A 2,039-nucleotide genomic window follows, 5' to 3' on the forward strand; every position below is an offset into this window, starting at 1 on the left:
GCCCCCTCGCGGCCGTTGTCGGTCCCGCCCCCTACGGTGGCCGCCATGTCGCAACCGTCCGACGCCCCGCAGTCCTTCACGACGTTGTGGACCAACGACCTCTGCCGCCGGCTGACGCACGACGGCTACGCCGGACGCCCGCTCCGCGTCCTGTTCGGCGGCCCGCACCAGTCCCTGCCCAGCTTCCGGCTCGCGGGCGTACGGCCCGGCGACCGCGTCTTCCCGCTGCGCGTCCACCGGACCAGGCTCCATGTGCTGGGCCGCCTGGAGGTGGCGCGGATCATCCCGTACGAGGAGGCCGCGGACGAGCTGGCGAAGCTGCCCGACTGGTCGCCGCTGGAGGGCGGTTGCGTGTCCGAGGTGCTTCTCGGCCCGCCCGGCACCCCGCTCGACTTCGGCACCACCGTCCCCGGCGAGCTGCTGGAACGGCTCACCTACCGCTCGCGCCGCGCCGAACGCCGGCTGCGGTTCGTCGAGGACGGCCGTCTGATGCGGTCGGTCGGCCTCCAGGGCGTCTACCGGCTCGCACCCGGGTCGGCCGCCGAACTCGACCGCCTCGTCGACGCGGCCGCCGCACCCACCGCCGGTCCCACCGCCGGTCCCACCGCCGGTCCCGCCGAGGTGACCGTCAGCCCCGGATGACGCCCGCCGCCCGCGCCGCCGCCAGCCACTGCGGGAACTCCTCCATCAGTGCCGCGTACAGCTCGGCGTCCGACGCCGCCGCGGGCTCCTCCCCGGCGGCGTGGAAACCGGCGTTGTCCACCACCCGCTTGGCGGGCACCGGGAGTTCGTCCAGCTTGCGCAGGAAGTCGAAGTCCTTGCCCTCCGGGTCCCCGAAGCCGACGAACTGCCAGAAGAGCGGCAACCCGGCCGCGGAGCACAGCAGCCGCTCGGCGGCCGTGCGTGAGGAAGGGCCGCCGTCCGTCTGGAAGATGACGAACGCGGGCTGCGTCGCGCCGGACGCCCGGTAGTGGTCGATCACCGCCTGCATCGCCAGGTGGTAGTTGGTGCGGCCCATGTGGCCGTAGCTGTCGTGGAGCGCGTTGATCCGCCCCTCGTAGCCGTCGAGGCCGATCTCGGCGACGCCGTCCACCTCGGTGGAGAAGAAGACGACCGGCACGACCCCGTCGTCGTCGAGGTTCGCCGCGAGCCCCAGGGCCTGCTCGGCCAGCCGCTGCACCGTGCCGTCCCGGTAGTGCCGCCGCATGCTGCCGGACCGGTCCAGCACCAGGTACACCGCGGCCCGTTCCCCCGCGACCCCGGCCTTCTCCAGCGACACCCGGGCACCCTTGTACAGGCTCACCAGCCCGGGCGCCGCCGCCTGCACCTTCTCCAGACCGATGGCCATCGCGCCCCGCCCCCTCACGCTCGCGCTTCCGCTTCCTCCCCGATCGTGCCACCTCCGCCCGCCCGGGGTCACCGGTCAGGTGACGCTCCACAGCCGCCGGTAGAAGGCGGTCCGCTCCGGGTCGGGGGCGATGCCGTACGCGTCCAGGAGCGCGTCCTCCCAGCCGGGGCCGTAGTTCCACTCGGTGCTCCAGGTGGCGACGGCCAGATCGGCCCAGCGGTCGGCCACCCCGAGGGCGCCCATGTCGACGTGGCCCGACCAGGTCCCGTCGTCCCCCAGCAGCGTGTTGGGCGCGCAGGGGTCGCCGTGGCACACCACGAGCCGCTCGACGGGCGGCGCCGGCGGCAGGTCCCCCGGCACGTCCCTGCCCGACCGCCGGGCGCGTTCCAGCCGGGTGCCGACGGACCAGTCGTACGGGCAGCGGTCCACGGGCAGCCGCTCGTGCAACGCACGCAGCCCGGCGCCCAGCGCACGCACCGCGGTGCCGGGATCCGCCGTCCAGCGCGGGCTGACGGCACTCTCCCCGGGCAGCCCGCGCGTCACCAGCCAGGCCCCGTCCCCGTCCGCCCCGTGCTCCAGGACGGGCGGCACGGGCGTGAAGCAGCCCGCCCACTCCAGACGCTCCGCCTCGGCCGCCAGATCCAGCCCCGAGCCCGCCGGCGCCCACTTGGCGAACACACTAAAAAACATT

Annotated in this window: 3 protein-coding genes; 1 reads left to right on the forward strand and 2 read right to left on the reverse strand. The window is 74.6% G+C overall.

Features of this window, described 5'->3' with window-relative positions:
- The first annotated feature begins 45 nt into the window (after nt 1-45).
- Nucleotides 46-642 (forward strand): hypothetical protein, encoded by a 597-nt coding sequence (locus tag PV350_RS46345; RefSeq protein WP_500339280.1) that lies wholly within the window; start codon nt 46-48, stop codon nt 640-642.
- Here the strand turns inward: PV350_RS46345 and PV350_RS46350 are convergent.
- Nucleotides 629-1,348 (reverse strand): vWA domain-containing protein, encoded by a 720-nt coding sequence (locus PV350_RS46350; RefSeq protein WP_499512318.1) that lies wholly within the window; start codon nt 1,346-1,348, stop codon nt 629-631. The two genes, PV350_RS46345 and PV350_RS46350, sit on opposite strands and share 14 nt — an antisense overlap.
- Before the next feature lie 75 nt (nt 1,349-1,423).
- Nucleotides 1,424-2,039, reverse strand: a 616-nt coding sequence (locus PV350_RS46355) for a phosphotransferase (RefSeq protein WP_500339281.1), incomplete at its 5' end; no start/stop codon positions are given.

The organism is Streptomyces sp. PA03-6a, assembly GCF_033792765.1.
Taxonomy (GTDB): Bacteria; Actinomycetota; Actinomycetes; order Streptomycetales; family Streptomycetaceae; genus Actinacidiphila.